Source organism: Actinoallomurus vinaceus (assembly GCF_039542055.1).
Taxonomy (GTDB): Bacteria; Actinomycetota; Actinomycetes; order Streptosporangiales; family Streptosporangiaceae; genus Actinoallomurus; species Actinoallomurus vinaceus.
Genome location: NZ_BAABHK010000007.1, coordinates 21,782 through 47,865 on the forward strand (window position 1 = coordinate 21,782; position 26,084 = coordinate 47,865).

Here is a 26,084-nt window from a genome sequence, read left to right on the forward strand (position 1 = left end):
GCCCCGTCGGCGTGGGCGAGCCCGTTACGCGTCGGGGGTGCGCTCGGCGGTGAGGCGGGCGAGTTCGACGCGGGAGGCGATGCCGAGTTTGCGGAAGACCTGGCGAAGGTGGAACTTGACGGTTTGCGGCGAGATGAACATCTGGCGGGCGACCTGGGGGTTGGTGAGTCCTTGGGCGACGAGGGCGGCGACCGTACCTTCGGTCTCGGTGAGGCTCTCCCATCCGGAGAGCGGGCGTTCGGCCTGGGTCCAGTGTCGGCGTCTGACGCCGAGGTCGCGTAGCCGGGCGCGCACGCGGGCGGCGTCGCGGAGTGCGCCGGTTCGCTGGTAGCCCTCGAGTGCCTGGTCCAGGGAGGAGATCGCATCTTGGTCGGAGCCGCCGTGCTCATGAGCGCGCAGGGCGCCGAGGTCTTCGGCGGCGGAGGCGCGTTCCCACGATCCCACGTGGGTGGCGACCGCGTGGGCCAGGGCGGCCGGGTCGCGGTGAAGGATGCCGCGTGCATGAGCTTCCGAGGCGGCGAGGGTGGGGAACTCGGGGTTGCCATCGGCGAGATGTCCGGCCGCGGCCACAATGGTCTCGGCGTCGGAGCGGCTGCCCACGGCGAGCGCGGTCCGGGTGAGCCAGGCCGCGGCGGCGGGTTCGAACATGAGCAGCCAGGTCCGTTCGGCCGGATCGGTGTACGGGGCGTTGTACAGCTCGATCGCCTTCTCGGGGCCGCCTTGGGCCTCGGCGACCAGTGCCATGGCCCAGTCGCTCCAGTGGCCTTCCTGACGTAGCGACCTGTACTGCTCGGCGTACTTGACGGCGGTGTCGATGTCGCCGCGGCGGGCTGCGACGATGGCGAGCACGGCGATCCCCACCAGATCGAATGCGTGCATGCCCAGTTGGTCGGCGATTGCCAGCCCGGCCTGGGCCTCGGTCGCGGCGTCGTCGAGCCGGCCCTCGGCGATCCGTTGCTTGGCACGGAAGATCGCGGGGACGGCGGCGTATGCGGTGTGGCCGAGCGCTGTGATCTCCTCCGCGGCGCTTTCCAGGGCCGCTTCGGCCTCTTCGAGCCGCCGCATGCTGGAGAGCGCGTTGACCAGGATCAGGCGCGGGTGGGCGTGCCGAGCCTGGATCGGCCCGTCCCCGGCGACACGAATCGCTGTGCGGAGGTGGCCGATCGCGTCTGCGGCCCGTCCCGCCGTCCAATCGACCCCGGCGAGCAGAATGTGGGCCCCGACGATGGCGGGAGGGGTGTGGCGCTCCTCGGCGGTCACCACGGCCTGCGCCCGATCTCGCCCTCGCCGGAACGCGCGGGCGGCGAACATCCCCTGGAATGACACCTGCTCGGCGAGGCCGCGCAGCTCGGCGGGCAGACCCGCTTGGGCGAGTGCCCTCTCCGCCTCGGCCACCGCCTCCCCGGGCCGGCCGGCCAGCATCAGCAGATAGGCCAACTCGTAGTAAAGGTGGGCGACCTGCTCCGGCGGCCAGGTCCGGCCCAGTGCGGTACGGGCCAGCTTCGTCGCCTCGGCCAGGCGTCCGGCGGTGGCGAGGGAGTAGAGGGCGGTCCCCGTACGGTCGAATCGCTCGGGGGCGGTGAGCGCCGTGAGCTCAAGCGCCCGGATGGCCACGTCGGCCGCGCTCTGGGCGGAGGTCGGCAGCAGCTCGTGTGCCGCTCGGTCGAGGCCGGCGAGCGCTGCCGTGTCCTCCGGTTGGGCGCTACACAGCAGGTGGGTGACGGCGGGAATGGCCGATCCGCCACGCTTCAGCAGTATTTCCCCGACCTGACGGTGCAGTGCCTGGCGCACCGACACGGTGATCGTCTCGGCCACGGCCCGCCACAGCAGATCATGCCGAAAGGCCAACCGGTCCTCGCACGGCACCACGGCTCCCGCGGCTTGGGCCTCCTCGAGCGCCGACAGCAGGCGGCTGGGCTGCTCGCCGAGCACGTCCGCCAGATCGTCCGCGGAGAAAGAGTGCCCCAGGACGGCCGCGACCTGCAGAAGATGGCGGGTGGGTGGGGACAATCTGCCCAGGCGGCTGCGCGCGATCTCCTGTACGCGGCGCGGCAGCTGTCGCGAGACCAGATCCAGGTGTCCGTCAGTGATCTCGACCGCTGCTTCGTCGCGGAGCCCCTTGAGCCACTCGACGAGCAGGAACGGGTTGCCCGCCGCGCCGGCCGCCAGCGCGAGCAACTCGGGGTCGGGCGCCGCACCGAACTCGTCGGTGACGATCTCGGCGACGGCATCGTCGCCCAGTGGACCCAGCTCGATCAGCGTGGCGCCGTCGCGTTCCAGGACCTCATAGAGCCGGTCGGCGCCCGACTCGGCGGCGCCGGCGGTTCGGACCAGGATCCATACGAGCGGATATGAGGCGAGCTCTGGCACCAGCGAGCGCAGCGCGAACAAGGTCGTCGGATCGGCCCACTGCAGATCATCGAACGCGACCAGGCACGGACCACGTGCGGCCCACGCCTCCAGGCGGTCCTGCAACTCGTCCACCAGCCACAGCCGCGAGTCCGAGAACAGCAGCTCCCGGGACGCCAGCAGCGTGCGAGCGGACTCGCCGAACGCCGATATGAGCGGCTTCAGCGGCGCGAGCTGGGCCGACTCGTCCGCCGCGCCCCGGGCGATCGTGAACCCCCGCGCCGCCGCGGCGTCGATCGCCTCGGCGAGCAACCGGCTTTTGCCAATACCCGACCGTCCCTCGACCAGCAACACTCCGCCACGGCCGCTCTGCGCCGCCCGCAGCAGACCCTCCACAAGCCTCCACTCGCGGGTCCGGCCGCGCCAGCCGCGCCGTGAACGTCCGAGTTCGATCCCGGCCGAGGTCTCGGAGACGGACGGCGACACGTCCGAACTCTGTAGTCCGTGCTTGGTGCCGGCCTGCAACCTACTTGTCTGCGTCTCCACAGCATCACTCCCTGGCAAGTCTGTCCAATACGCGGCGTGAGGTGTGCGGTGCCGCTGGAATCAGCGCGATCACCTCAGCGTCCCGGCCCTGGTGGGCACGGCCCTTGTACGTGACCGTGCCCGTGTCCAGCGTGCCGGTGAACCGGCGTCTGGGCCGGATGTGGCGGCGTCCGGCGGTGGCCGTGCCAGCCTGTTCAGGGGATGAGCAGGAGCTTCCTGCCGCCGGCCCGTCCGGTGGCCACGCGGGTGAACACGGCCGGTCCCTCCCGCAGCGGGTGAACCTCCGGCGTCAGCTGCAAGGTCCCTTCGCTGACCTGCTTGACCAGCTGGGCGAGCTGTGCGGCGTCGGCGCGGACGTACAGGTCCGTGCTGGTGATGCCCCGCTCCTCCGCAGGTGCGTCCGAGGTCAGGGAGCACAGTCGCCCACCGTCTCGCACCAGGGGCAGGGCGGCTTCTGCCGTGCCGATGGCGGCGATCAGCGCGCCGTCGAACCCGCCGCGTACCTGAGCCGACCAGTTCGGGGCGTGGTAGTCGATGACCTCCGCCGCTCCGAGGCCGCGCAGGCGGTCGGCAGCGGAAGCGGATGCGGTCGCGGTCACCTCGACGCCCATGGCCGCGGCGAGTTGAATGGCCAGGGAACCGGTGGCTCCGCCTCCGTTGGTGACCAAGAGCCGCTGCCCTCGACCAAGCCCCAGCATCTCCAGGGCCTGCAACGCGGTGAGGCCAATGACCGGCAGTGCCCCCGCCAGCACAGGATCCAGTTCGGGCGGGCAAGCCGCTGCGTGAGCGGTGGTGATCAGGACACGTTCGGCCCAAAAGCCGCTTCCACCGGGCAGCGGAGCCTCGTGCGCGAGCACCCGGTCGCCGACGGCGAACTCATGGACATCGGCGCCGACGGCCAGCACCCGGCCCACACCCTCCACTCCCAGCGCCGCCGGAGGGCGCAGCCCCACATCCCAGCCGGCACCGTTCAGCAGCTGATCCCACGGTCCGACCCCGGCCGCCTCGACCCCCAGCAGGATCTGACCGGGACCCGGAGACGGCGGCTCGGGCAACTCCAACAGGACGACCTCCCCATCGGCGCCGGACACTCCGCATGCCTTCATGGTCAATCCCTTTCGCTCGATCCGGCCGATCAAGAGGCACGGGCCGGAATCCAAAACCTGGAGCAGCGTCGACTGCAGGACGCCGGCAGGGCATCGTTCCTGGTCTCAGCCGTCCTGGTGTCGAGCCTAGGCAGTAAGTGGCTCCAATGTGTGGTCCACTGGGAGGGTGACTCAGTGGGCCAATCATGGAATGGACCTGCATCTGGATTTTGGTTCGGGTGTGGGTGTACGAGCCGGTCTGGAAGAGGCGCTGCGCCGGGCGGTACGGGACGGGCGGCTGGCGCCGGGAACCCGGCTGCCGTCGTCGCGGGCGCTCGCACAGGATCTGGGGGTCGCGCGGAACACGGTCGCCGACGCGTACGGGCAGCTGGTCGCCGAAGGCTGGTTGACGGCACGTCAGGGGTCGGGGACCCGGGTGGCGCGGGAAACGTTCGCCGAGCCGACGCCCGCCGCGGCCGCTCCCGTGGTCACTGCGTCGGCGGGGTTCGCGGAGTCGGAGTACGGCCAGAGCCACCCGTACGATCTTCGGCCCGGCTTGCCGGATCTGTCGTCGTTCCCGCGTGACGCTTGGCTTGCCGCGAGCCGCGATGCGCTGGCCGCCGCGCCTCACGACGCCCTCGGCCACACCGATCCACGCGGCCGGCCCGAGCTGCGCGAGGCACTGGCCGGCTACCTGGCGCGGGTACGCGGGGTGCGCACCGAACCGGGGCTGATCATGGTGTGCTCGGGATTCGTCCAGGCCACCGGTCTGCTGGGGCGAGCGCTGTGCGGGATCGGCGGGCGACGGATCGCGATGGAGACGCTCGGTTTCCCGGACACCCGGACGATTCTGCGCAACGCCGGGCTGGAGACCGTACGGCTGCCGCTCGACGCCGACGGCGTTCGTGTCGACCGCCTGACGGACGAGGACGCACTGCTGTGCACGCCGTCGCACCAGTTCCCGACCGGTGTGACACTGCCGCCCGCGCGGCGGACGGTTGCCGTGGCGTGGGCCCGCGAGCGCGGCGCGGTGATCGTGGAGGACGACTACGACGGTGAGTTTCGCTACGACCGGCACCCGGTGGGCGCTGTACAGGGCCTTGCCCCGAGGCACGTCGTCTATGCGGGAACGACGAGCAAGAGCCTGGCGCCGGGGCTGCGGCTGGGCTGGCTGGTGCTACCGCCCCACCTGCTGGAACCGGTCGTACGTGAGAAGCGGCTCGCCGATCGCTACTCCCCCGTCCTAGACCAGTTGACCCTTGCCCAGCTGATCGTCTCGGGTGCGTACGACCGGCATGTGCGGCGGATGCGCGTGCACTACCGGCGGCGCCGGGACCGGCTGGTCGCGGCGGTGGCCCGGTGTGCCCCGCGCGTGCGGGTGTCCGGAATCGCCGCCGGGCTGCACGCGGTCCTGGAACTGCCTGCGGACGGGCCGGGCGAGGACGAGTTGGTTGCTCGCGCGGAACGACAGGGGCTGGCGCTGGCCGGGATGGCGTTGTTCGGCAGCGGCGCGGGTCCGGCGCTGGTCGTCGGCTACGGCACACCGCCCGAGCACGCCTTCGCGGGCGCGCTCGAGCGATTGTGCGCGGTACTCGACAGTGCGGACCGCTCCTGAATACCCTCCACTAAAGGCGATCACCGGCCCGCTCACACAGATCCGGACAGTCCCGCCCCGGCTTCGGTGGGTCCGTTTGCTGGGATCCTCACGATGTTGATCATGCGAACAGCCGCAACGGCAAACGCCCAGTTCAACCGGTCACTGCAGAAGAGCTACACCCATCCGGCACTCATGCTGCGCTTAGTCGGCGGACAGGTTGAGGATGATGGGGGCTCCGCCGGGGCCGGGTGCGCCGCCCACGTTCAGCTCGGCGTGGAAGGCGCAGGCAGGCGAGTACCAGCCGCCCCAGCTCGCCGGGCCGGGCGGGGCGACGGCTGCGAAGCCCGAGGTGCCACCTGTGCACTGGACTGTGTAGGAGACGGTCGCGGCTGCCGCGCCGGAGTCGGTGTTGCGGGCAGTCCAGGAGAACTTGTCGGTGGTTCCGTTGTAGGGGGTCTTGCAGATCTGCAGGTACCAGCCGTGTGCCGGGCCGGAGACGACCGATCCGGACTTGCAGCCGGTTTCGGCGTTGGCCGCCGACGTGGTCACCACGGCGAGGCCGGCGGCGGTCGTGGCGATGACGGTAGCGGCGAGTTGGAGTCGGAGGCGAGAGTTCATTGCGGTTCCGTTCCGGTCAGATGTGCTGCGGGTTTGTGGTCGCGGAGTTGGTGGCGTCCGGCCGGTTCGAGCCGGCGTGGTGGTGCCGGCGAGTGTTCAGCTGCGTGGGGCGCCCTGGTCGGTGACCCAGTGGGGTTCGTAACCGCTGGTCCGGTCGAGGGTGTGGCGTGCCAAGACCGTGGAGTCGCTGAATGGGGCCGGGGGGACGTTGCGGATATGGATCTTGTGGGTGCCACCGACAGGGAGCGTCGACTACGCGGTCGCCTCAGTCGCCCCGTCCGACCGGGCCGGCCCCCGCTGACACGCCGGCTCTGCGTTGAGGCCGGTATCAGGTGGCGGCTGGTTGCTGGTAGGCCTCTGCTGGTTTCGGTGAGCCGCTCAAGCGAGAAGTCGATGATGTCGTCGCGGGCCTGGGTGGTGGGCTCTCCGGCGGCGGCCATGAGGCGGGCGGTGACGATGCTATGGGTACTTGGTCAGACGCCGTAGCAGGCAGGCGGGCTCTCGATGTCCCAAGCAAAGGTGGCGCTGCCGTCGGTCGCCCAGACCCGGGTCCAATTGCAGCCCTGGAAGTAGTCGTAGATCTGCTCGTTGGCCTCCCACTTCTGGTTGTATTCGTTGGGCCCGAACACCGCTGACTGGGTGGTCGCGGATTCCCAGGTGATCGGTGAAGTCCGGTTGGCGGACGTGCCCGTCTGGATGTAGACGCGCACGTCTGTCGAAGGCGAGGTCACGTACGCATACGGCTTCAAGTACCAGCCCTGCCCGAGGTCGTTGGCGTCGGCCTCCACGCATGGGTTCAGAAGCACTCCCGCATGCCCGGTGGGGTACCAGCCACGGCAGTCTTGAGTGATGATGATGTCGGCCTTCGCCGCTGATGGTGCCGCGACTGCTACCGCAGCGGCGAGGACCGCCACGGCCGCCGTCTGGAGTTTGTGCTTCATTCAGCTTCTCCTTCTCACGGTCGAATTCTGATTCGCGGCTAAAATCCCGAGGTTGAGTCGTGCTAACAGGGGCTGGTGGGCGTGATGTACTCTGCGGTCTCCCCGTTGTATCGGCAGTGCCGGCGTTCGCCGGGGCGCGGCTTAGAAGCAGTCACCGGGGGATTCGGCGGGGCCGTAGCTTTTTCCGTTATCGGTGAACCAGATCTTGTTGTAGAAGCAGTAGCCTGGGCTAATGCCTATGCCGTCGTTCTCGTTGACGTCGTAGATGGGGGTGTGGATGCCCGTGACATCGCCCCAGAAGACGACCCTTCCGCCCCAGTAGGGTTCGCCGGGGACGGGATTGCCGTCCGCGCCGCGTGGCTTCCAGCCGACCTGGGTGTAGACGTCGATGTCGGTGTACGGGGAAGAGAACCCGGCCCCGGTGAAGAACCAGCGGCCGTGCTCCTCGGTGGAGTCGAAGCACGGGTCGAGTTGGACGTCCTCGGGGTAGAGGCCGGGGGGCGTAGCGCCGCGGCATGCTTGAGCCGGCCCGAAGTAGGTGGCAGCGTTCGCCACGCCACCGGTGACGAGCAGGGTTCCGGCCACGATGGTGGCGGCGAGCGCGGCTTTCATCGCGGATGTGGAACGCGGGAGGGTGAACATAGATCTTCCCTTCATGAAGTTATGAGGCGACGGTGAAGCCAGGCCGCGCATGGGCGGTCTCGGGATGTGGCCACCGGTTGCCGGTCATCTGCTACGAAGGGGAGGCGTCGACCTGCATTGGGAGTACGGGGCGTTCTCTTGTTCGGCCCCTCAGACGCCCCGAGCGCACGTCTGCCTTTACTAGTGGCTGACGTTGCAGTAGTTGGTGGTGTAGGGCGTCCCCCAGATCGACCAGGTGGCCTCGCTGACGTCGTTGTAGAAGACGAAGTTGCCGTCCTCCTGGACCTGGGCACGGCCGGTGGAGGCGCCCTCGCCGATCTGGCAGACCACCGACCCGTCAGCGCGCTTGAGCAGGATTCCGCCGGCGCTCACCGACCAGTCCAGGTCGGTGACGTTGCGGCCCCAGGTGCCCGACGCCCACATCACCGCGTTGTCACGTTGCCGATACACCACCAGGTTTCCGTCGGACTGGAACTTGATGTAAATGCTGTTGTAACTGGGCCCCTTACTCAGGACCCAAGATCCCCAGGTGGTGTTGTTCCAGGCGTACCAATCAGATTGGGACGAGGTGAAGAAGGCGCAGACGGTGTCTGCGGAGGCACTGGTGGCCAGGAGGCCGGTCGCGGCCGCGGCGATGCCGCAGAGCGTGACGGCACGCGCAAGCGTCGTACCGCCGCGGAGCGAAGACAATGCCATGGAGTCTCAGTCCTTCCGAACGAGGTCGGGCCGCCGGATCGCCGCCCTGCGAGTGGATGATTTTCAGTGCCGGGGAGAGGCTGAACACCTGTTGACGTTGATGCCGGCGACGGCCGGTACTCAGCCCGGCGGGGATGTCCAGGGCGTAGTACCAGCTTCCGTGTCCCCGCCGCCGCAGCTTCGGGCACTGTCGGCCGAGTTGTTCGCCCGCGCGTAGCACACCGCGACGATAGGTAAGGCCATCCGGGACCGGTCCCGGATGGCCAAACCGCTGAGAAACCGCACACATCAGCAGGTCAACGACATCCGCCTGGACAAGAAGACGAGATCCTATAGGCGAAGTCGCCGTCCGCACAGCCACACACATGGGAAGGTCACACGCGGAGACCCCCGGTCACGATGTACGGGATAACCGTCTGTTATCCCGTACATCAGGCGACGTCTGTAGTCCATGGCACCGCTCTTTCCGACACCCTGTTTAGGGCGAGGCGCTAGATACCCGAGGCATTGCAGGTGCCGTCTCCGACACCGCTGTTACCACCATTGGAGAAGTCGTGCGTGTTGCCGGTAAGGACGATCGGTCCGCAACTCCACCCGTTTGGATCGCCGTGAAAAGTGACCTTGATGGCGGCGGTGAAGGAGCGACCAGCGGAGTAGGGGTTGCCGGGACCTTGGTAGAGGTTGGCGGACTTCCAGGAAATGATGCCGCCGTTGGGGTAGGGCACCTCGCCCTCCGCACTGTTGTGGCCGGGAGCGTTCCAGTTCAGGTAGACGCTTCCAGTGACCGCGTTCTGCCAGCCGGATCGCCAGTCGACTTCGGCATAGGCGCTTTGGCAGTTTGCGTACCAGCCGACGTAGAGGTATCCGTAGGTCCAGGTGCCGGACCCGTTATGGAGGTTGATGGGAGTTGCGGGCCCAAGCGGGACGGGATTGGAGCATGCTGCGGCCTTGGCTGGGAGAGCGGGACCGATGACGGCGAGCGCGGCGGCCGCGGCGCAGGAAGCGGCTGCGGCGGCAGTGAGTCGGCGGAAGAGCATAAGGAACCTCAATTCAGGGGATGTATTCAGTGGCGACTGGAACTGTCGAGCATGGTGGGACGCTGGCCATTGCCCGGTCGGAGCCGCAAGACGCAGCCTGCGCCGGCGCCGCGCCCAGCACCCCTACTCCGGTGACCAGAGCCGCGGCCGCAAGCACCATGGAGAGCTTCTTCTTGAACTTCCGCCATCCAGGCGGGGCTTGCGAACGAGCTGGCGGGGGTCGCACTTACGTTGGAAGCTGTGCTGGGTTTCATCTGAATCCAGTAAAGGGTTGGAGAGGAATAGAGGCCGACGCGAATCTGGCGTCTGTTTTGTAGACCGCACCGTAGTGACCGGTAACCGTGCGTTCGCGGGCCCGGCTTGAGGTCGGCGGTACCGAAACACCTGGATCCACGCGGCGGTCACTCCCGTTCGCTTGGCATGCTCATCACTTGGGTCTGGCCACCTCCCCCTGGTCGCCTCAAGCGCGGAATCCGAAGGCACGCTCCGCACGCATTGCCTGCCCACTGGTCTTGGGTGAGCCCCGCTACGGTGACGCTATGGACACGGGTCCGTCGGCCGTCCTAGATTCGTCCTTGTGCGAGGTCGGCCGGGGGATCGGCGCTGATCGTCAAGTGCCGGGGGGACTATGAGATTCGGCGTGCTGGGGCCGTTACACGCCCAGATCACCGGGCGCGAGGTCCGGCTCGACGGACCGCGGCAGGCCAAGATGCTGGCCGCGCTTCTGGTCGACGCCAACAACCTCGTCGCCACCGAACGGCTCGTCGCCGTGATGTGGGACGGGAAAGCACCCGCCACCGCGGTCCGTCAGGTCCAGGACGCTCTCTCCGGGCTGCGCCGCAACCTCGCCGCGTGCGGAGCACCCCGCTCCTTGATCAGCACGCGGCGCGGCGGCTACCAGATCCATCTGACCCCGGATCAGCTCGACCTGCTGGAGTTCGACCACGAGCGGCACCTCGCCGAACGGCACAAGGCCCCGTTCGAGACAGCTGTCGCGCTGCGGCGCGCGCTGACCTGCTGGCGCGGTAACGCCCTGGTCGACATCTCCAGCCGGGTCCTGGAGCTCGATGCGGCACGGCTGAACGAGAAGCGCGCGGCCACGCACAAACTGTGCCTGAGCATCGAACTCGACCTGGGGCGTCATCGTGAGGTCATCGAGGAACTGACCGCCCTGTTACGCGAGCACCCCTACGACGAGCAAGTCGCAGAACACTTGATGGTCGCCCTCTACCGGTCCCGGCGACAAGGCGAGGCGCTGCAGGTGTACGAGCGGCTGCGCCGGACACTGGCCGGCGAACTCGGCGTCGACCCCACCCCGCCGATCCAGGCGTTGCATCTGCGCATCCTGGCCGCCGATCCCGCCCTGGCGGTCCCTGTCCCAGTGAGCGGTCCCTCGGACACACGACCGGAAAGTCCTGGCACGGCGGCCACCGAACCGGTTATGGCGATGCCGGTGCGCCAACTGCCGCTCGATGTACCTGACTTCGTGGGTCGAGCCGACGCGCTGGCCGAGGTCGCCCGATTGCTCGACGGGTCGGCGCCGAACCGGGCCCCGGTGGCCGTCATCGTGGGCGGTCCCGGTGTCGGCAAGTCCTGTCTGGTGACGCACGCCGCGCGGCTGGCGAGCGCCACCTTCCCCGACGGCCAGCTCTACCTCAACCTCGCCGCGACATCGGACGAGCCGCGAGACCCGGCGCTGATGCTGGCCGAGGCGCTGCGTGCACTTTCGATCGCCGGCAGCGCGATCCCGGACGGCCTGTCTGAACGGGCCGCGCTCTACCGTTCGTTGCTGGTGGACCGCCGGATGCTCGTGGTGCTGGACGATGCCGGTCACGCCGATCAAGTGCTGCCGTTGCTGCCCGGGGCCGACGGCTGTGCCGTGTTGATCACCAGCCGCACTCTGCTGACGCAACTTCCCGGCGCCCGGCACATCGACCTGGACGTGCTGAGCCCGGCAGAGGCGCGGGAGTTGTTCACCGGCATCGTCGGGCGGCGGCGGGTCGAGCGGGAACCGGCGGAGGCCGACGCGATCCTCGACTGCTGCGGCAACCTGCCGCTGGCGATCCGGATCGCCGGCGCCAAACTCACCGGGCGCCCGGCCTGGTCGCTGCGGGTGCTGCGCGAACGGATCGAGGATGAGTCCCGGCGGCTGGCCGAGCTGAGGATCGGGGATCTCAGCGTGCGAGCCAGCGTCGAACTGAGCTTGCGGCTGCTGCCGGCCGACGCGGTGCGCGCGCTGAGCCTGCTGGGTCTGCTCGGCGCCTACACCTTGCCCGGCTGGGTGGTCGGCCCGCTGCTGGACCGCTCGGACGCCGAGGAGGTGCTGGACACCCTCGTCGACGCCAGCCTGGTGCGGCTCACCGCCACCGACGCCATCGGCCAGCCGCGCTACCGGCTGCACGACCTGATCAGGACCTGTGCAGTGGAGATCGCCGCCCAGCTGCCGACGACGGACAAGCGGGACGCGATTGTCCGGGTGCTGTCAGCCTGGCTCGATCTGGCCGGGCGCGGCACCGATCGGCTGCCGGCCGGGCTGCTGGTCGGCGAGCCCGGTTCGGCGCCGCGCCTGTCGCTGCCCAACGCGGTCGTGGACCGGCTGATGGCCGACCCCGTCGGCTGGTTCGACGCGGAACGCGACACCCTGCTCGGCGCGGTGAAACTGGCCGTGGACTGGGGACTGGACGAGTTGGCCTGGGAGCTGGCGGCCGGCCCGGTGACCTACTACGACCACCGGTGCCTGTATCAGGACTGGGAGCACGGGCACCGGCTCGCGTTGGACGCGGCCGAGGCCGCTGGCAACGTGCGCGGCGCATCGGTGCTGCTGCGCGGTCTTGGCCAGCTGCACATCTACCGAGACGAGTTCGACGGGGCGACCCGTGCCCTGGAGTCCTCCGTCGGGCTGTGCCAGGACGGCGGGGACAAGCGCGGCGAGGCGTTGTCGGTGGCGATGCTGGGCACGGTCAGCCGGGTACAGGGCCGTGACGACGAAGCCGTCGAGCGTGTCGAGCAGGCGCTGGCCATCGCGGTCGGTGAGGGCGACCGGCACCTCGAAGCGCAGCTGTCCTGTTCGATGGCCGTGATGCGGCTCATGCAGGGCGAACTCGACGAGGCGGAGTCCTGGTTCGGCGAGGCCTTGCGCCAGGCCAGGGCGCTCGACGACGGGCATCGGGTGGCGGTCGTGCTGCGGCGGTTCAGCCGGCTGCACGATCGGCGCGGTGATCCGGACGAGGCGCTGCGCTGCCTGTGGCAGGCGTTGGCCACCTTCGAGAAACTGGCCGACGAGCGGTGCGTCGCGTACACGCTGCTGGAAGTCGGCCGCGTGTACGCCGGTCAGCACGACCGGGACCGGGCGAGCCGGGCGTTGGAGCGCGCGGCGGACCTGTTCCACCGGCACGGCGACCGTCAGGACGAGGCCGCGTGCTGGCAACTGATCGGCGACCTGGATGCCGCCGCCGGCGTCTACGACCTGGCGCGCCAGCACCGCGGGCGGGCGCTGCGGCTGTGGGAGACGATCGGCGACATGAACCAGACGAAGGCTCCAGCGCGACCATCATCGCCGTGACCTGGCTGACGCTGTGCGTGCCGAAACAACGTCGCCAAGAACTCGACCTGGCCCTTCGCCGGGCAGCTCACCACCGGCTCCTTCACCGGCAAAACCACCGACTGATTCAACTAACGACACCTGGCCCCGGATACGAGCTTGAGTTGGCCCCACTTAGCGATCTTGGAGGGGAACTCGGCGAGTGAGAATTGGCCCCACCTCTGTGTAGATGATCACCTAGTGGAGCACGGTCGCCGGTTGCCGCGATCAGGATGTCGGTGGCACCTGGCATGGTCGCGTTATGGCTTCAGCATCTAGGCACATCAGCGAGTCGATCGCCCGGCCTGCGGATGAGGTTTACGACTACGCCTCGGATCCGATCAACCTGCCGGTATGGGCCCCTGGCCTCGGAAGCGCCGTCGAGAAGGTCGATGGACGGTGGTTCGTCGAGACCTCGGAGGGCCGGGTCGGTCTGTCCTTCGCTCCGCGCAATGAGTACGGTGTCCTCGACCATGAGGTGACGTGGCCCTCTGGGGAGATCGTCTACAACCCGATGCGGGTGATACCGGACGGAGACGGTTGTGAGGTGGTTTTCACGCTGCGTCGACTTCCGGGTATGAGCGATCAAGAATTCGCGCGCGACGAGGGCCTCGTGGCCGCCGATCTCACAAGGCTCAAGCGAGTTCTCGAGGATCCGCACTAAAACCGCGCACGCCACCAGTGGCTACCTTCACCCCGATCAGGAGATCAGCGCGATCTGCACCGGCCGCCCGCAGGATCTCCCACACCGTGGATGCGGCGATCGTGTGCCCCAGGCGGGCCGGCTCACCTTGGATCCTCCGGTGCCCCCACACCGGGTTCTCCCGCGCCATCCGGCAGATCAGCGTTTGATCGGCGCGCCGGTGGCCGGTCGTCCTGGTCGGCGCCGGTCGGTGTAGGTCCATTTGCGGGAGACCAGGTTACGGTGCCAGCGCAGGATCGTGGCCGGGATGACCGGAAAGACGTCCGACCACCGGCAGCGGTTCGCCAGCCGCGACAACGCCGCAAGCCAGAGCCGGTCGGCGTGGTCCCACCGCGGCCGGCCGCCCAACTGCCGACGCAGCACCCGGTTCTCATGGCGGAACACCAGCAGCTCGACGTCTTTGGACACATCGGAACGGACCGGCATCCTCAACAAGCCGAGCAGAGACCTGACCACGGGTAGACCAGCGACAACAGCACCTCGAGATGGTGCCAGCCACAACACTGATCCCGCAGCAAAAACCCAGGTCACGACGCGAAACCGGGTTTCCGAGCGGCACGAGGTTTCCGCGAACGGCATCGCTCGGTCGCGGAGTCACCTGTTGGTATTGGTCGCCCATGTCGCATTGTGGCCGTTGTAGATCACCATGTTGTCGTCGGCCTGGAGCACCAGCGTGGCGCCATCGTGGCCGGACGTTCCCGACGCCCAGACCGCCTGTCTGCCGTTGACGTAGACGACCAGATTGCCGTCGGTCTGAAACTCGGCGTACGCACCGGCGTGATGCGTCCCGGTGGACCAGATGATCTCGCCGCTCGTGTCGCGCAGCACGAGGTCGCCGCCCGTCTGCATGGTCAACGCGAGGCGGTTCGTGCGCAGGGTCTTACCCGGGTTGAGGTCGTATGACGCATGCACTTCGAGTGCCCACGGATTCCCGCCCGACATCGGCTTCTCACTCGCCGGAACGCCCTTGCGGGCCGCTTTACTCGAGGGACCGCCCTTATGGGCCGCATGGGCGCGAGGTGAAGGTTTGGCGGAGGCCTTGGGCTCGGCGCTCTTGATGGCCGCCGGTTTGTGCGTCGCGTGTGCGGAGGGTGTCGAGGTCGGGGTGGCCGACGGGGCCGTGGAGGTGTACGCACCCGGCGGAGGTTGCTGGCCGTTGCCGGACAGCACCCTGTCGGCCGCCGCCGAGGCGGGGTGTTTCTTGGCGTGGCGCGAGCCCGTGCCGATCAGCAGGATCGGGACCGCGAGCAGGACGGCCCCGCCGATCGCGACCGCGGCCAGCACGGGTTTCTTCGGCCGGTCCGGCGGCATCTCGTCGGCGCTCACCGCACCGATCTGCGGGGCGGTCGCCACCGCGACGTCCGTGTCCGGGGCGGCGTCCTCCTGCTCCTTCGCCGCCGACGGTGTGTCCTTCGGCCGCTCTTGGGTCTCGCCGGCCTTCTTCTCCTCGGTGGCGGACCGGTCGCCCTCATGGGCCGGCTCGGCGCCGGCGGCCGGCGCCAGGTCTCCGGCCTCCTCGATGTCCGCCTTGGGCAGCTCCACCGGCCGGCGGATACCGAGCGACTCCACGCGTTCGCCGGGTCCTGACTGCGAAGACAAGATCGCTCTCCTTAAGTCTGAAATCGATCGCGGGCGGCGCCGCGTCCAGCGGCGCGCCGGCCAGGTGCTGCCGGCCGTCCCTCCCCCTGAGGGCACATGCCGGCGCAACGCTTCGTCGAGATGCTCCAGCGTGGCTCGGTCGGCGTTGTCCAGGGCTCCGGCCCGGTCGGTCCCCGGTCCGGCATCATCCGGCGGGTCACGATCTACCTCCGGTGACGGATTCGGTCGCGGCGAGAGAGATGGCCGGTCGTCGGTGCACCTCCTCCACGCGACGGCGCGGCGGTCCAAGGTCGACCCCTCGCCCCGTACGCAGGCGGTATCGGCGGTAGGCCGACCCCTCGGTAAGGCATACGAATCCCACCGTGCTCGGGTTCACCAACGGACGGTTCCGTTTTTGGGCGAATACGACCGACCTTGTCCGAGTACGCCCGGCGGCTTCGCGCTGCTCGGCGCCGCCAGCGCGGCGGTCAACACAGTCCGCGGATCGGTGTTGCGGCGAGTTTCCTCGGCCGCCGCCTCGGGATTCCGGGGCGCGACGGCAGCGAGTGCGGCGAATCGTGCCAGGTTGCCCGGCCATGATGTCGGCGAGCGCATCGTTCGTCTCTCGTGCTGGCGACGTCGCCGTGGCGGCGTCGGACCAGAGCTGGACGCCTGGTGGGTTCAGGCTGAGGACCGACACGTCGACGCCCTGTGGGTGCGGCGTCGGTGATGGTCGCGGTCATTCCTGCGAGTAGGCGGTCGCGTCGTAGTCACCGGAGGGATGGTCGGCCATGTATTGGCGGACTTCGGTGGTGTTGCCGCGGGCGTCGCTGATCGCGGTGGTGGGGTACCGCCGTCCGGTGGGTCGACCGTGACGCGGTCGCCGAGCATCTCATCGCGGCCGGTCACTGGTGCCCGGGTGACCCTGATATCTGGGTGGTGGCCGACGCCGGCTTTGAGGGGCCCCGCCTCGCCTACCCGTTGGCCGACCTGCCCGTTCAGGTAGTGAGACGCACCTCGCGCATCGGCACACGAATCTCCGGCCGCGAGCCGGCGCAACCCTGGGTCATGAGGTACCCACGTTGTGGTTGTACGGTCCGGCGGATGGCGACACGCCATCCACGCCGGGTGTAGGTCCGGTTCATCGTGAGTGCGATGGCCGCGAGTGTCGGGGTCGGCGGGGATTGATACGCTCGCGGCCGGCATGGAATGACGCGAGGTGCCCCTACGAGGGGAGAATCGGGAAGCCGGTGAAATTCCGGCACGGGCCCGCCGCGGTAACCGGGGAGCCGCCGTCCACGCGCGCACGCGCAGCCACTGGCCGCCAGGCCGGGAAGGCGGATGGTCAGGCATCGATCCGGAAGTCCGAAGACCGGCCTCGCTCCACCGGCCACCGCCAAGGTGGCCTGACGCAGCGGGAGCCTGCCCATGAACGCCGGCATCTACGACGTGGTCTACCGTCGCCGTGACGTGCGCGCCCAGTTCACCGGCGCGCCGATACCAGAAGACGTCCTCCACCGGATCTTGGCGGCTGCGCACGCCGCGCCCAGTGTCGGGCTCTCCCAACCCTGGGACTTCATCATCGTGGAGGACCCGGCCGTCCGGCGCGCCTTCCATGACCACGTCCAGCACGAACGCACCACGTTCGCCGCCACCCTCACCACGGCCGCCGCCGACCGTTTCGCCCGGATAAAGATCGACGGTGTACTGGAGAGCAGCCTGTCGATCGTGGTCACCTACGATCCCGACCGGGGCAGCCCCGCGGTCTTGGGCCGACACGCCATTGCCGACGCGGGACTGTACTCGGTCTGCCTGGCCATCCAGAACCTATGGCTGTCCGCCACCGCCGAGAACCTGGGCGTCGGCTGGGTGTCCTTCTACCGCGAACCGCACCTGCGTCAGTTGCTCGGTATTCCGACCGGGATCCGGCCCGTCGCCTGGCTGTGTGTAGGGCCGGTCACCCATCTGGAAACCGTGCCGGATCTCGAACGGCACGGCTGGCGCCACCGCCGCCCCCTGGAGGCCGCGATCCACCACAACCGCTGGTGATCCCCCTCTTAATCCGCTCACTCGCCACTGCTCGTCCGGCAACGCCGCAACGATCGGTGCGAACTCGGTCGGCGTAACGATCCGCAGCGGCTTACTCGGCACCGGCGGTACGGCCACACCACTACACGGATGCAGGAAGATGATCTGGTCGTTCAGCGCTCGATCCGTCAGCGGCCGGTGGCGTGCACGAGGCCGCCGGGCAGCGGGACACGGTCAGCCGCGTAGTCGCACGCGATAAACCCGGTGACGTCGATGGTCATCCCCGCGATAATCGCCGACGTGGAAGAGGTCGAGGTCGTCGTTGCCCATCACGAGCGCGCGACCCTGCGCGTCGGTGACGTGTTCCTGAAGATCGACGCTGATCAGACGCGCACCGACGTCGAAGTCGAGGCGATGGCCATGGCGCCGATCCCGACTCCGGAGGTCCTGTGGCGGAAGCCGCCCGTGCTCGCGCTCGCCGCCCTCCCCGGGACGGCACTCGGCCGCCTCGGCGAGCCGTCGACCGCGTCGTCGGCGGCGTGGGCCGCGGCGGGTGCCGCCGCACGGATGCTGCACGACGCGCCGCTGCCGCCATGGCCCGGTCGGAGCCTCGACGAGATCGCATCGCACCTCGACGGCGAATGCGAGTGGCTCGTCACGAACGGCATCCTTCCCGCCGACCTGGTCACGCGCAACCGCCAGGTTGCCGAGGCAGCGCTCCGGCCGTGGACACCGGTGTTCACGCACGGCGACCTGCAGATCACCCACATGTTCGTCGACGTTGACGAGATCACCGGCGTGATCGACTGGTCCGAGGCGAGCCAGGGCGATGCCCTGTTCGACCTCGCCACCTTGACGCTCGGACACGAGGAGCACCTTGGCGACGTCGTCGCCGGCTACGGCACCGACGTCGACCTCGACGTGATCCGCGCATGGTGGTCGCTGCGAAGCCTGCTGGCGGTCCGCTGGCTGGTCGAGCACGGCTTCGACCCGTCCTCGCCAGGCTGCGAGGTCGACGTGCTGAGATCCCGGCTGTGAGGCTGCACGAGCCCCGACGGCCACGAGTGCCGTTCTGCCGCATCGAGCGGGCCATCTCCTGAAGCGCCTCGTCTTCCGGACCGACGAGGTCATGGTCCTCAAAGATCCCGGGCAGCCGGTCGCGACATCGGAAGCCGACGCACGACTCGAGTCGAAGATGCGCCTCAGCTGAGGACCAGCAACTGCCTCGAATAGACCCAGGACGAAAAAGCCTCAAGGAGCTACACCCGGCCTAATTAGGCCAACCGCGTCAGCGCGAAACGGGATACCGTGCTTCGGCTGTGGTTTTCATGAGGAGGGTCGCCGTGCTCGCCAAACTCGCCGCTGGCCTGGTCCTAGTCGCCGCGTTGCTGCCCGCTCCGGCCCAGGCGTCCGGAGCGCCGTCCGACCCGACCCGCGCGCAGCTTCGTACGATCGTGGAGAACGTCACCCAGGCGGACGGAAAGCGCTATGCGCTGCACGACGACGCCGGCCACACAATGGACACAGTCAAGGTCATCCAGGACAACACCGGTGGTTATCTGGCCGTCTCGCACTTCATGTTCACCGACGGCCATTTCCGGGTCAACCTCGCGACGTCGAGCGACCTGCTGACCTGGCACTGGGTACGCGAGCTCGCCGGTAGTAACACCGGCCCGGCCTCGCAGCCGACCATCGCGCAGGCCTCCAACGGCGGTTTCGTCCTCGCCTGGGAGCAAGAGAATCCGGGCGGCGGCAACAACCATCTCGCCTTCCGTTATTTCGCCAGTCGCACCGACCTGCTCGCCGGCAAGGTCTCCCGCTCGTACGACGCGCCGCGGCAGCTGTCGTCCTGCGCGGAAGGTACGCCGAACCTCTACTCGATCAAGCTGTCACCGGACATCGACCACTCGACCATCGACGTCGGCGGGCATTACTGGTGGAACTGCGACCGGGACCGTCAGCAGCGGGGAACGCTCACGAACTTCGGCTCCTGGACGACCTCGGCACAACCGAACTTCGACAACGCCCTGCTTTACTGGGGCGTGGGCGGGAACATCGGCGACCGCGACCAGACCGTCTTCCTCGGCTACAGCTTCGGGCTGATCGAAGGTCAGTACACCAAGGGAGACTTCGGCTCCTGGCGGGTCTTCCTGTACGACTACCAGACCGGCAACGCCGACCGCACCACCATCCAAACCGACGGCGGCAGCACGGCGTTCGCGAATCCCACGCTGACGGCGCTGAAGACACCAAGCGGTCAACGCGCCATGCTCGTCACGCTGTTCGTCCCGAGCGAAGGCGCGGCGCCGGGAGAATCCGGCGAGCTGCTCTATTACAAGACCTATTAGTACTGCGACGGCGCCCTTAAAACTGCCGGACCCACCAAGATCAAGTCTCAGGAATCACGATAGGACGTCGCAGCGCCAGGGCCGCATTTCCCCGCTCGCACGCCAGGCCAGGGTAATCAGTCGAACAGGTCGGCGATGGATGTGGCAATGACGGCGCGGTCGAGCCAGGTGTCGAGTTGCCGCAGATCGATCCAGGCTCGGCGGCCCCCTTCACGGATACGCCCAGGTCGCGTGAGGTGACGCAGTATTCGGCACCCACAGGCACGGTCCGGCCCTGGAGCGACTGCCCGTCGGTCACGGTCCGGCTGCCGACCGTTTCTTAGCACTATTTAGCCATACAAAGCTATCTTTCCCACCTCTATAATATATCCACCCGGTTTCGATTGACCGGGCGGTCAGTCAGGGAATCCTTGAAGGGACAAAACCTCCACATCGGATCTCCCGGAGGCGGCCCAATGGGTAAAATCACTTGGCAGAACGCGGTCGCGTTTCTGGCCGGACTCGCCGCACTTCTCGCCCCCGACCTGTGGGCGGACGACGCGGGCAAGCAGCCCCTCATGGTGCTCGGCGCCCTGCTCACGCTCTCGGGTCTGTACGCGCTCCTGTCGGCGGCGGGCCCGCTGCCGTGGACGACAACAGCCTTCGCAGCGCTGATCTTCGTCTCGCCGTGGGCCTTCGGATTCACCGGTTCGGACGCCGCGGCCTGGACGGCATGGATCGCCGGCGGTGTCGCGACTATCGTCGGCGTGTGGGACGCGATCCAGGTTCGGAGCACGTCAGCGGCGACGTAACCCAAGGCCCCGAGACGGCCCCTGGGCGCACCCGCCCAGGGGCCGCGACTCATTTTCGGCGGTTCCACGAAAGAACACCGGAAGGGCGTATGAGACGGTCACATGACGTATCCGCCGATACACGCACCCGGATTCTCGACGCCGCCGAGGAGCTCTTCGCGGAGGCCGGTTACAACGGCACCTCCACCGCGGGGATCGCCAAGCGGGCCAAGGTCCCCAAGGGGCTGGTCTTCCACTACTTCCCGCAGAAGATCGACGTCCTGACCACACTGATCCACGAGCGAACGTTCGTCGAGGAGGTCTCCGACGCCGAGACCGTGCACGGTGACCCGGCCGATGCGTTGTCCGGGCTCGCGCGGAGGTTTCCGCTGCGGGCCTCGCCGGCCATGCGCCGCATCCTCTTCCGCGAGGCCGACACGCACGGCTCGGCCCGTGAGCGCCTCAGGCGGGTCAACGCCGAGGTCGTACGCCGCGCCCGCAGCGCCCTCGAACTCACCCTGCCCGGCAGCCGCGGCGACGCCGCACGCCTCGAGGCCGCCGCCGCCACGTTCGCCACGGTCCTGCTCTACCAGGAGGGCCTCCAGCACCTCACCGGCCAGCACGTCGATCCCGACGCGGTCGCCGAGCTCATCGTCCACGCCCTCGGCGCGTGACTTACTACAGCAGGTGAAAGCTCGGGGTCTGGTTCTTCAAGGGCACCTCCCTGGCCACCGCCCAGAAGCAGGCCAACCAACTTCTCGGCAGTCAACGCGCCCCCGTCGAACGCGGCTTCGCCGACTTGAAGAACTGGCGGATCCTCACCCGGCTGCGGATGAACACCCGCCACGCCGCCCGGCCGCCGTAGACCACCCAAACCCGACTTCGAGACAGGCCCTAAGCGACGTCGGTAAGCATGACCCCTTTTCACGTCCGGCGGCGCGTCCGGCGGCGAGGCTTGGGAGTGGAGTGCTTTTGCGGGGGCTTCTTACGGGTGGGTTGTTGTTGGGGGGTGCGGCCACGGGAGCTGTTGGGGGTGCGGCCGCGGACGATGCCGATCAGTTCCTCCATGAGGTCGGTCGTCGCGGCCTCGAGCCAGGCAAGGCCGATTTGGGACTGGGGGGCGTCGGTCACGGTGCGGTAGGTGAGGTCTTTGCGGTGGTGGAGGCGGGCCAGAGACTGAGGGAGCAGTAGGACTCCGGCCCCCGACGCCACCAGCTCGATCGCGTCCGCCGTGCTCTCGGGACGGGTGAAGGCGGGCTGCCCGGGGCGGTCAACCCAGGCCAAGACCTCGTCGAGCGGCTCGAACACATCCTCGTCGGCGAGATCGGCAAGCTCCACCTCCTCGACCGCGGCCACCGCGTGATCCCTCGGCACCACCACCACGGTCGTCTCCAGGTACAGCGGGATCACGTGGAGGGCCTCGCGGTCGACGGGCAGGCGCACGAACGCCGCGTCCACGCCGCCGTCCCGCAGCAGGGGGACAGTCTCGGCGGCAGGCATCTGGATCAGCCGAAGCGGCACCTCACGCACCCGCTCGGCCCACACCCCGGCCCATTTCCCGGGCGTCACCCCCGGCGCGTAGGCCAGCCGGAACTCACCCTTGGTCACCCGCTCAGCCTAGCCGCGTCCAGACGGCTCCCTCCCGCTGGCTACCCTTGACGTCATGAGCACGCCCAAGGCGAAGACCCCGCAGACCATGAAGCCGGCGACCGCGGCCAAGAAGCTGGGGATTCTGCTGTCGGCAGCGCCCGCCGAATTCCAGGAGGGCGTCGTCTCCCGGGACGAGCTGAACGCGCTCCAGGCCGATCCGCCCTCTTGGCTCGCCGACCTGCGCCGCGTGGGCCCCCACCCCCGCCAGGTCGTCGCCGCCAAGCTCCGCGTCTCCGCCTCGGGCCTAGCCCGCGCCGGAATCGCGGGCCCCCTCACCACCGCCGAGATCGAAACCTTGAAGGCCGAAAACCCCGACTGGCTAGAACGCGAGCAGGCCATCCAGACCAAGGTCCGCCAAGAGGAGCTCCGCCTCAAGCAGCAGCGTGCCAAGGCCTGACCCACGGGAACGAGCTAGGACTCTGCAGCTAGATGCCCCGACCAATCTGCCCGACGTGTCCCTTGGGCTGACAACCAACGCCAGGGGCATTTGGCGCGGAAACGGCGATCGATCTCATGCACGACCGGCTTCGCGTCCGGCCCGAACACGTAACTGGGAAGCGATCCGCGGCCGGGAACCGGCGGTCGTCCCGCACGCGTGGCGGCACCAGAGCCCCCACGCCCACCGACCGGCGTACGCCCGAGGAGCGCACGGTGATCCGGCACAACTCCCATGCCCTCAGACGTCAGACCCCGCATAAAGCCGTCGCCGACATGGAATTGCGCTCACTCAGGCCACGACGCGTCTGGAAGCGTTCGAGCAGCCGTTCCTGTTCTTCGTTGACGAAGCGACCGGCCGCAGCAACCTGATCTACCACCGCTACGACGGCCACCCCGGGCTCATCGCGCCCGCAGACGCCTGACGCCGGCCTGGGACGGCGACGCTCGGAGCCACTCCACAGCTGCCTGAGACGTCGTCAGTGTGAGGTGCTGGAGATGGCCCCTACCAGTTCGCCGACCTTGTCCTGGGGCAGCTTCGCCGCTAGATCGGCCTGGCTGATGATGCCGACCAGTTCTTCCCTTTCCAGCACCGGCAGGCGGCGGATGTGGTGTTCGGCCATCTGATGCAAGACGTCCTCGATGTCCGAGTTGGCGTCGGTGTACCAGATCTCGCCGTGGATGAGGTCTCCCGCCCGGACCTCGGACGGGTTCCTGCCTTGCGCGATGGCCTTCACCACGATGTCGCGGTCGGTGATGATCCCCTTCAACCGGCCGTCCTCGCCGCATACCGGCATCGCGCCCACGTCCAGCTCAGCCATCCGTCGGGCCGCCTCAGTCAGATTCTCGTTCATCCCCAGACACTCGCAGCCGTGGTGCATGACCTCACGCGCGGTCGTCATGATCGACCCCCCCTTAGTCCCCTTACTCGAATCCTGCTCTCGTTCAGTCAGGGCGAAACCTTCCGAATATCATCTTGAATGCATGCTTATCCCGACATGCGGGCCAGGGCCGAACAGTCCGGCGCAGCATAAAAAGCCGACCTTCCGCATGAGAGGCGAAGGTCCCTGATGGCATACCGGCCGGCGGACCGACGATGAGGTCGAAGAGACGAATCATGGCCGATGCCGTGCCAGTCCGTCCGCGCGGCATCCGGCCGATCACACCGGGGGAGGAATTCGCCGTGCCACGGCATTCGATCGTGGTGGGAATCGACGGCTGCAGACCACCCGTCGAGACCACCGCCATGACATCGCCGGCCGCTCCGGAAGCAGCCGGCAGCGCCGCGGCGGCACCCGCGCTCCTCCCGACAGACGAAGTCCCTGGTCGTGGCCGGTTTTCCGTTCGCTATGCTCGACGCGGTCCCCCAATTCGACGTCGTCCCGGGGCGGGAGTCTCACGTGTCACGCATGGCCGGGTTCTGCAGATCACTGGTGCGCCGATCCGTCCGCGCCTACCGCATCGCCTGCGCGCGTGACGACATGGCGACCCAGAACCTCGTCTTGCCCGACGGCGTGTGGGCGTGTCATGGGTGCAACGCTGTCCTGCTGGGGGCCGGCGCGCCGTGGCAGCACCTGTGCACCGGCCGTCCGGCTTTCTGAGCGGCCGCTCACCCGCAGCGTCGTCCGCTTCCGACCAAGGAGGGCAGCCGCCCGACGGCTCCGGACACGGCTGGTGAGACCCTCTCCTCCACCGCCCATCGTGGTGGGAACCAGGAATGTCGTCTTGTTCGGTCTGCCGAGCCTTAGGGCAGCGCGGCACCGATCGTACGGCCGATGAAGGACCGGAGAGAAGATGGGGTGTGGCTCCCTGGGTGCTACACGTTGATCTTGATCAGTTCCTGGCTGCGGTGGAGATGCTGCGTCGGCCGGAGCTTCGCGGGCGGCCGGTCGTCGTCGGGGGTGATGGCGATCCGACCAGACGCGGCGTGGTCGCCACCGCCTCATACGAGGCCCGTTCCTACGGTGTGCACTCCGGGCTGCCGTTCCGCGCGCGCGTCCGCGAGGCGACCGGGCTGGAGTGCACCGTCGGGATTGGGCGCAACAAGCTGCAGGCGAAGGTGGCGACCGGCCTGGGCAAGCCGGCCGGTGTCTTCCGGCTGACCGGCGAGAACTGGTACGACGTCCTCGGCGACCGGCCCACCGACACCTTGTGGGGCATCGGCCGCAAGACCGCCGCGCTGCCGAAACCTCATCCGCACAGCGGCACGGCTCGTCCGCCCACCACGGTGTACGTCACGGAGCTCAGGACCTGGGGCCCGAAACAACCGGACGATAAGCACCTGAGGCCGCGAACGGCGACGAACCCGGCGAGTTGCTCCCACTCACCGTCAACGAGATCCGCCGCCCGCACGCCCACCTCCACCAGCCCCAGCACCCCGCCGTCCACCGGATCCACTGGTCACACTGGCGGCGCCGCCACCAAACCCGCCCGACGCTGCCACTACCAACGCCGGCAACGCATCATCGAGCACCAAATGCGGCTGGAGTACTAGAACACCATCGAGAGCAGATCAGCGAACAGTTCCTGCTCGTCGACCTCCAGGCCGCGGTTGGTGAACCAGGTGGCCATGTTGTGGCAGTCGCGCATCAGGAAGTCCATACCCTTGGGGTTGCCGACGATGTCGACCACCTGCGGGAGGTCGATCATCACGATCCGCTCTCCCTGGGCGAGGACGTTGTACGGCGACAGGTCGCCGTGCGCCAGCCCGACGCGGGCCAGCTCACGCATCCCGCCGCGGAGCTGCTCGAAGTACTGACCGAGCAGTTCCTTCGGCGGCCGGACCTGGGCGAGCCGTGGCGCGGCACCGCCCTCGCCGTCGTCGATGAACTCCATCAGCAGCTCGGTGCCGTCCACCTGCACGGGGTACGGCACCGGAACGCCGGCCTTCCAGAGTCGGTTGAGGGCATCCCATTCGGCGTACGCCCACTGGCCGGCCGCGACACTGCGCCCGTGCGCGGTCTTCTTCGCCATCGCCCGGCTGTCCCGGCTGTTGCGGGTACGGCGGCCTTCGACGTACGCCGTACTGCGGTGGAAGGACCGGTGTTCCTCGGTGCGGTACCGCTTCGCGGCCAGCAGCGAGGACTTCGCCGGGTTGTCGCCGATGGCTTCGACGGCCCGTTCGAGCAGGAAGACGTCCGCTTCCTTACCGGTTTTGAGGACGCCGAGCTCGGTATCGATCGCAGCCTGTTCCGTCACAACCCACGAGGGGCGTGGTTCCGGGCCGCGAGAGCCGCGCTCGACGTCCAGCCAGGTGGTCCACCGCTGATCCGGCCCCAGCTCCTCGTCGATCGAGTGGAACTGGAAGGTGTACGCGTCGGCCGGATCTGGTTGGGACTCGTCGCCGGTGAAATCGGCCCAGCGGGAGTCGAGGGCGGAGTAGGCATCAGAGAGTTCGTACTCGGAAGACAACGGAGGTGCTCCTGAACGGTGAGGTGGGACTGACGCGGACATGCCGCAGCACAGTGATGGCCATCCGTCA

25 protein-coding genes and 1 riboswitch are annotated in these 26,084 nt (G+C 68.4%); of the genes, 13 read left to right on the top strand and 12 right to left on the bottom strand.

From position 1 onward, the window contains the following. Positions 1-24: 24 nt before the first annotated feature. Together ABEA24_RS24440 and ABEA24_RS24445 are read right to left on the bottom strand one after the other, a co-directional pair. On the bottom strand, positions 25-2,895 hold the full coding sequence (locus tag ABEA24_RS24440) for an ATP-binding protein (RefSeq protein WP_345433362.1): 2,871 nt from the start codon (positions 2,893-2,895) through the stop codon (positions 25-27). 194 nt (positions 2,896-3,089) lie between these two features. After that, entirely contained in the window at positions 3,090-4,001 is a 912-nt protein-coding gene (locus ABEA24_RS24445; RefSeq protein WP_345433363.1) for an NADP-dependent oxidoreductase, read from the bottom strand. A 220-nt stretch (positions 4,002-4,221) separates the two neighbouring features. Here ABEA24_RS24445 and pdxR point away from each other — a divergent pair, with 220 nt between their 5' ends. Further along, entirely contained in the window at positions 4,222-5,595 is a 1,374-nt protein-coding gene (pdxR, locus tag ABEA24_RS24450; RefSeq protein ID WP_345433364.1) for a MocR-like pyridoxine biosynthesis transcription factor PdxR, read from the top strand. A gap of 183 nt (positions 5,596-5,778) precedes the next feature. Here pdxR and ABEA24_RS24455 read toward each other — a convergent pair whose 3' ends face one another. From ABEA24_RS24455 to ABEA24_RS24475, 5 genes are all read right to left on the bottom strand, one after another. Beyond that, complete coding sequence (locus ABEA24_RS24455; protein WP_345433365.1) at positions 5,779-6,195, bottom strand: hypothetical protein; 417 nt, start codon at positions 6,193-6,195, stop codon at positions 5,779-5,781. A 473-nt stretch (positions 6,196-6,668) separates the two neighbouring features. Then, on the bottom strand, positions 6,669-7,136 hold the full coding sequence (locus ABEA24_RS24460) for a hypothetical protein (protein WP_345433366.1): 468 nt from the start codon (positions 7,134-7,136) through the stop codon (positions 6,669-6,671). A 141-nt stretch (positions 7,137-7,277) separates the two neighbouring features. After that, complete coding sequence (locus tag ABEA24_RS24465; protein ID WP_345433367.1) at positions 7,278-7,793, bottom strand: hypothetical protein; 516 nt, start codon at positions 7,791-7,793, stop codon at positions 7,278-7,280. A 165-nt stretch (positions 7,794-7,958) separates the two neighbouring features. Next, the gene (locus tag ABEA24_RS24470) at positions 7,959-8,474 is read right to left on the bottom strand and encodes a hypothetical protein (protein ID WP_345433368.1); all 516 of its coding nucleotides are present in this window, start codon (positions 8,472-8,474) and stop codon (positions 7,959-7,961) included. A gap of 491 nt (positions 8,475-8,965) precedes the next feature. After that, on the bottom strand, positions 8,966-9,511 hold the full coding sequence (locus tag ABEA24_RS24475; RefSeq protein ID WP_345433369.1) for a hypothetical protein: 546 nt from the start codon (positions 9,509-9,511) through the stop codon (positions 8,966-8,968). Between the two features lie 640 nt (positions 9,512-10,151). On the opposite strand from ABEA24_RS24475, the gene ABEA24_RS24480 reads away from it, so the two are divergent. Beyond that, positions 10,152-13,073, top strand: coding sequence for an AfsR/SARP family transcriptional regulator (locus ABEA24_RS24480; RefSeq protein ID WP_345433370.1), 2,922 nt, complete (start codon positions 10,152-10,154; stop codon positions 13,071-13,073). Between the two features lie 280 nt (positions 13,074-13,353). Continuing rightward, on the top strand, positions 13,354-13,755 hold the full coding sequence (locus ABEA24_RS24485; protein ID WP_345433371.1) for an SRPBCC family protein: 402 nt from the start codon (positions 13,354-13,356) through the stop codon (positions 13,753-13,755). Between the two features lie 177 nt (positions 13,756-13,932). Here ABEA24_RS24485 and ABEA24_RS24490 read toward each other — a convergent pair whose 3' ends face one another. Then, on the bottom strand, positions 13,933-14,202 hold the full coding sequence (locus ABEA24_RS24490) for a hypothetical protein (RefSeq protein ID WP_345433372.1): 270 nt from the start codon (positions 14,200-14,202) through the stop codon (positions 13,933-13,935). Between the two features lie 186 nt (positions 14,203-14,388). After that, entirely contained in the window at positions 14,389-15,393 is a 1,005-nt protein-coding gene (locus ABEA24_RS24495) for a hypothetical protein (protein ID WP_345433373.1), read from the bottom strand. A 1,179-nt stretch (positions 15,394-16,572) separates the two neighbouring features. After that, positions 16,573-16,767, top strand: a riboswitch (cobalamin riboswitch). 33 nt (positions 16,768-16,800) lie between these two features. Between ABEA24_RS24495 and bluB the strand changes: the two genes are divergently transcribed. From bluB to ABEA24_RS53670, 6 genes are all read left to right on the top strand, one after another. Beyond that, the gene (gene bluB / locus ABEA24_RS24500; protein ID WP_345433374.1) at positions 16,801-17,421 is read left to right on the top strand and encodes a 5,6-dimethylbenzimidazole synthase; all 621 of its coding nucleotides are present in this window, start codon (positions 16,801-16,803) and stop codon (positions 17,419-17,421) included. 279 nt (positions 17,422-17,700) lie between these two features. Next, on the top strand, positions 17,701-18,438 hold the full coding sequence (locus tag ABEA24_RS24505; protein ID WP_345433375.1) for a phosphotransferase family protein: 738 nt from the start codon (positions 17,701-17,703) through the stop codon (positions 18,436-18,438). A 305-nt stretch (positions 18,439-18,743) separates the two neighbouring features. Continuing rightward, positions 18,744-19,748 (top strand): hypothetical protein, encoded by a 1,005-nt coding sequence (locus ABEA24_RS24510; RefSeq protein WP_345433376.1) that lies wholly within the window; start codon positions 18,744-18,746, stop codon positions 19,746-19,748. A 455-nt stretch (positions 19,749-20,203) separates the two neighbouring features. Next, positions 20,204-20,539, top strand: coding sequence for an SPW repeat protein (locus tag ABEA24_RS24515; RefSeq protein ID WP_345433377.1), 336 nt, complete (start codon positions 20,204-20,206; stop codon positions 20,537-20,539). A gap of 89 nt (positions 20,540-20,628) precedes the next feature. Next, the gene (locus ABEA24_RS24520; RefSeq protein ID WP_345433378.1) at positions 20,629-21,192 is read left to right on the top strand and encodes a TetR/AcrR family transcriptional regulator; all 564 of its coding nucleotides are present in this window, start codon (positions 20,629-20,631) and stop codon (positions 21,190-21,192) included. A gap of 50 nt (positions 21,193-21,242) precedes the next feature. Continuing rightward, a complete protein-coding gene (locus ABEA24_RS53670; protein ID WP_425551236.1) occupies positions 21,243-21,383 on the top strand; it encodes a hypothetical protein in 141 nt (46 codons plus the stop codon). Between the two features lie 59 nt (positions 21,384-21,442). Here ABEA24_RS53670 and ABEA24_RS24525 read toward each other — a convergent pair whose 3' ends face one another. Then, complete coding sequence (locus tag ABEA24_RS24525; protein ID WP_345433379.1) at positions 21,443-22,126, bottom strand: LysR family substrate-binding domain-containing protein; 684 nt, start codon at positions 22,124-22,126, stop codon at positions 21,443-21,445. A gap of 55 nt (positions 22,127-22,181) precedes the next feature. Here ABEA24_RS24525 and ABEA24_RS24530 point away from each other — a divergent pair, with 55 nt between their 5' ends. After that, positions 22,182-22,565 carry a DUF5997 family protein gene (locus ABEA24_RS24530; RefSeq protein ID WP_345433380.1) on the top strand — a complete coding sequence of 128 codons (384 nt, stop codon included), beginning with the start codon at positions 22,182-22,184 and terminating at the stop codon, positions 22,563-22,565. A gap of 370 nt (positions 22,566-22,935) precedes the next feature. Further along, complete coding sequence (locus tag ABEA24_RS53675; RefSeq protein ID WP_425551237.1) at positions 22,936-23,028, top strand: hypothetical protein; 93 nt, start codon at positions 22,936-22,938, stop codon at positions 23,026-23,028. A gap of 54 nt (positions 23,029-23,082) precedes the next feature. Here ABEA24_RS53675 and ABEA24_RS24540 read toward each other — a convergent pair whose 3' ends face one another. Continuing rightward, positions 23,083-23,505, bottom strand: a complete 423-nt coding sequence (locus ABEA24_RS24540) for a CBS domain-containing protein (protein WP_345433382.1) — start codon at positions 23,503-23,505, stop codon at positions 23,083-23,085. Between the two features lie 498 nt (positions 23,506-24,003). Between ABEA24_RS24540 and ABEA24_RS24545 the strand changes: the two genes are divergently transcribed. Both ABEA24_RS24545 and ABEA24_RS24550 read left to right on the top strand, forming a co-directional pair. Beyond that, positions 24,004-24,204 (top strand): hypothetical protein, encoded by a 201-nt coding sequence (locus ABEA24_RS24545; RefSeq protein WP_345433383.1) that lies wholly within the window; start codon positions 24,004-24,006, stop codon positions 24,202-24,204. Positions 24,205-24,458: 254 nt separating this feature from the next. Further along, entirely contained in the window at positions 24,459-25,097 is a 639-nt protein-coding gene (locus tag ABEA24_RS24550) for a Y-family DNA polymerase (protein ID WP_345433766.1), read from the top strand. Here ABEA24_RS24550 and ABEA24_RS24555 read toward each other — a convergent pair. Next, positions 25,094-26,014: a serine protein kinase RIO gene (locus ABEA24_RS24555; RefSeq protein ID WP_345433384.1), complete on the bottom strand. Its 921-nt coding sequence runs from the start codon at positions 26,012-26,014 to the stop codon at positions 25,094-25,096. The genes ABEA24_RS24550 and ABEA24_RS24555 overlap by 4 nt on opposite strands. Between the last annotated feature and the right edge of the window lie 70 nt (positions 26,015-26,084).

Excerpts from the sequence above, each read along its gene's own strand:
- ABEA24_RS24445 (WP_345433363.1), bottom strand. The coding sequence starts at position 4,001 with ATGAAGGCATGCGGAGTGTCCGGCGCCGATGGGGAGGTCGTCCTGTTG.
- ABEA24_RS24455 (WP_345433365.1), bottom strand. The coding sequence starts at position 6,195 with ATGAACTCTCGCCTCCGACTCCAACTCGCCGCTACCGTCATCGCCACG.
- ABEA24_RS24460 (WP_345433366.1), bottom strand. The coding sequence starts at position 7,136 with ATGAAGCACAAACTCCAGACGGCGGCCGTGGCGGTCCTCGCCGCTGCG.
- ABEA24_RS24465 (WP_345433367.1), bottom strand. The coding sequence starts at position 7,793 with ATGAAGGGAAGATCTATGTTCACCCTCCCGCGTTCCACATCCGCGATG.
- ABEA24_RS24470 (WP_345433368.1), bottom strand. The coding sequence starts at position 8,474 with ATGGCATTGTCTTCGCTCCGCGGCGGTACGACGCTTGCGCGTGCCGTC.
- ABEA24_RS24475 (WP_345433369.1), bottom strand. The coding sequence starts at position 9,511 with ATGCTCTTCCGCCGACTCACTGCCGCCGCAGCCGCTTCCTGCGCCGCG.
- ABEA24_RS24485 (WP_345433371.1), top strand. The coding sequence starts at position 13,354 with ATGGCTTCAGCATCTAGGCACATCAGCGAGTCGATCGCCCGGCCTGCG.
- bluB (WP_345433374.1), top strand. The coding sequence starts at position 16,801 with ATGAACGCCGGCATCTACGACGTGGTCTACCGTCGCCGTGACGTGCGC.
- ABEA24_RS24515 (WP_345433377.1), top strand. The coding sequence starts at position 20,204 with ATGGGTAAAATCACTTGGCAGAACGCGGTCGCGTTTCTGGCCGGACTC.
- ABEA24_RS24520 (WP_345433378.1), top strand. The coding sequence starts at position 20,629 with ATGAGACGGTCACATGACGTATCCGCCGATACACGCACCCGGATTCTC.
- ABEA24_RS24530 (WP_345433380.1), top strand. The coding sequence starts at position 22,182 with ATGAGCACGCCCAAGGCGAAGACCCCGCAGACCATGAAGCCGGCGACC.
- ABEA24_RS24540 (WP_345433382.1), bottom strand. The coding sequence starts at position 23,505 with ATGACGACCGCGCGTGAGGTCATGCACCACGGCTGCGAGTGTCTGGGG.
- ABEA24_RS24550 (WP_345433766.1), top strand. The coding sequence starts at position 24,459 with ATGCTGCGTCGGCCGGAGCTTCGCGGGCGGCCGGTCGTCGTCGGGGGT.